The following is a 2687-nucleotide window of genomic DNA, read 5'->3' as shown; positions in this document are numbered from 1 at the left end:
GCGTGACCTTGTCGACCACGACGGGAGCAGGTTTCGGAGCGCACCCTCGACTTCGTCGCCAGGGACGAATGCCCGCAGGATGACGACATCGAGTTGGCCGGCTTCGATGCGGCGCTGTTCTGCCTCGCCCTGACGGCCTCGCGCCTCTGGCGAATCGAGCGCCGGAGCCGCGCCGCACGGGTTTGACCTGCCTCGGCGCACCCCTGTAGACACCGCGGCCCTTCCCTGAGGATTCCGTCATGGCCGCCATCACCGCTACCCTCGCGGCCGAGTTGAAGGTTGCCGAGCGCCAGGTCGCCGCCGCAGTGGAGTTGCTCGACGGCGGCGCGACGGTGCCGTTCGTGGCGCGCTACCGCAAAGAGGCCACCGGCGGCCTCGACGATGCGCAGTTGCGCGACCTCGAAGATCGTCTCGCCTACCTGCGCGACTTGGAGGCGCGGCGGGTGGCGATCCTCGAAACGATCGAGGCGCAGGGCAGTCTCGATGCCGGCCTCAAGGCGCGCATCCTCGGTGCGGAGACGAAAGCCCGGCTCGAAGACCTCTACCTTCCGTTCAAGGTCAAGCGCCGCACCAAGGCTCAGATCGCCCGCGAGGCCGGACTCGGCCCCCTCGCCGAGGCGCTGCTCGTCCGGCCCGAGGGCGATCCCGCTGCGGCGGCCGGCTCCTTTGTCGATGCGTCCAAGGGCGTCGCCGATGTAGACGCGGCGCTGGAGGGTGCCCGCTCCATCCTGATCGAGCGCTTCAGCGAGGACCCCGACCTGACGGGCGCCCTGCGCGAGGCCGGCTGGCAGCGTGGCCGCATCGTCTCCTCGGTCAAACCCGGCAAGGAGGCGACCGGGGAGAAATTTGCCGATTATTTTTCCTTCAGCGAACCCCTGACGCGCCTGCCCTCGCATCGCATCCTCGCCCTGTTCCGGGGCGAGAAGGAGGAGGTGCTCGATCTTGCCCTGGTCGATGCCGTGGGCGACGAGCCGGCCAAAGGCATGCCCTCCTCGCAGGAAATGCGCATCGCCCGGACCTTCGGCATCCGTGACCAGGGCCGAGCGGGCGATGCCTTCTTGTTAGAGATCGTACGGAAAGCCTGGCGCACGCGGCTCAAGCCGGCCATCGACACCGATCTTCGCGCCCGCCTGCGCCAGTTCGCCGAAGCCGGCGCCATCTCGGTTTTTGCCGGCAACCTGCGCGACCTGCTGCTGGCCGCCCCTGCCGGTGCCCGCCCGACCCTAGGGCTCGACCCGGGCTTTCGCAGCGGCGTGAAAGTCGCTGTTGTCGATGCGACCGGCAAGGTGGCGGCCACCGACGTGATCTACCCACACGAGCCCCGGCGCGACTGGAACGGGGCCCTCGTTCTGCTCGCTGAACTCTGCCTTGCCCATAAGGTCGAGCTCGTCGCCATCGGCAACGGCACCGCTTCGCGCGAGACCGACCGACTAGCGGCCGAACTGATCGCCAAGCGGGCCGACTTGGCGCTCACCAAGGTGATGGTGTCGGAAGCCGGCGCCTCGGTCTATTCGGCTTCCGCATACGCCAGCGCGGAATTACCCGGCCTCGATGTTACCTTGCGCGGCGCGGTCTCCATCGCCCGACGCCTGCAGGATCCGCTGGCGGAACTGGTGAAGATCGAGCCCAAGGCTATTGGCGTTGGGCAGTACCAGCACGATCTCGCCGAGGGTCAGCTCTCGAAGGCCCTGGACGCCGTGGTGGAAGACTGCGTGAACAGTGTCGGCGTCGACGTGAACATCGCCTCGGCCCCCCTCCTCGCTCGGGTCTCGGGCCTCACCGAGCGGGTAGCGGGCAACATCGTGGTCGAACGCGACGCGAAGGGCCCGTTCCGCACCCGCGCCGGCCTGAAGAAGGTCGCTGGCCTCGGCCCCAAGGCCTACGAACTCGCGGCTGGCTTCCTGCGGATCCGGAGCGGCAACGACCCCCTCGACGCCTCGGGGGTCCATCCGGAGGCCTATCCGGTGGTGCGCCGCATCCTGGCCGCCACCGGCCAGCCCATCGGCGCCCTGATCGGCAACACCGGTGCCCTGCGCGCCCTCGACCCGATGCGCTTCACCGACGAGACTTTCGGCCTGCCCACCGTCACCGACATCATCGCCGAGTTGGAAAAACCCGGCCGCGACCCGCGTCCCGCCTTTCGCACTGCCACCTTTCAAGAGGGCGTGGAAAAGATCTCCGACCTAACGCCGGGGATGCGGCTGGAGGGCGTGGTGACCAATGTCGCGGCCTTCGGCGCCTTCGTCGATCTCGGTGTGCATCAGGACGGGCTCGTCCATATCTCGATGCTCGCCGACCGCTTCGTCAAGGACCCGCGCGAGGTGGTGAAACCCGGCGACGTCGTTCAGGTGCGGGTGATCGAAGTGGACACCAACCGCAAGCGCATTGCGCTGAGCATGCGCTCGGACGACGCCGACGCGCCCCGCCGCCACAGCCGTGATGTGCGGCCGGAGCCCTCTCGGTCTCAGCAGAAAGCTGCCCCTGCTCCGGCGCCCCGCGGCGCGGTTCCGGGTGGTGCCTCGCCCGAACGTAGCTTGCCGGAAGGTGCCTTAGCCGAGGCCCTGCGCCGTGCGGCGGAGGGCAAGGATCGGGGACAGCGATAGGGCCGGCCCCCACCATCAAGCGGACGGCCAGATCCCGACCCAACCTCGGCATAGCAGTCGATCGCGATGGTCCTCGGAAGCAGA

The 2687-nt window shown here is 68.6% G+C and carries 1 protein-coding gene; it reads left to right on the top strand.

Going from position 1 to position 2687, the window contains the following annotated elements; all coding sequences use genetic code 11:
* The first annotated feature begins 239 nt into the window (after positions 1-239).
* Complete coding sequence (locus ACFE7U_RS17445) at positions 240-2603, top strand: Tex family protein (protein ID WP_375410974.1); 2364 nt, start codon at positions 240-242, stop codon at positions 2601-2603.
* The last annotated feature ends 84 nt before the right edge of the window (positions 2604-2687 follow it).

It is taken from the genome of uncultured Methylobacterium sp., assembly GCF_964251405.1.
In the GTDB taxonomy this organism is placed as follows: Bacteria; Pseudomonadota; Alphaproteobacteria; order Rhizobiales; family Beijerinckiaceae; genus Methylobacterium.
This window is presented reverse-complemented; position numbering and strand designations above follow the sequence as displayed.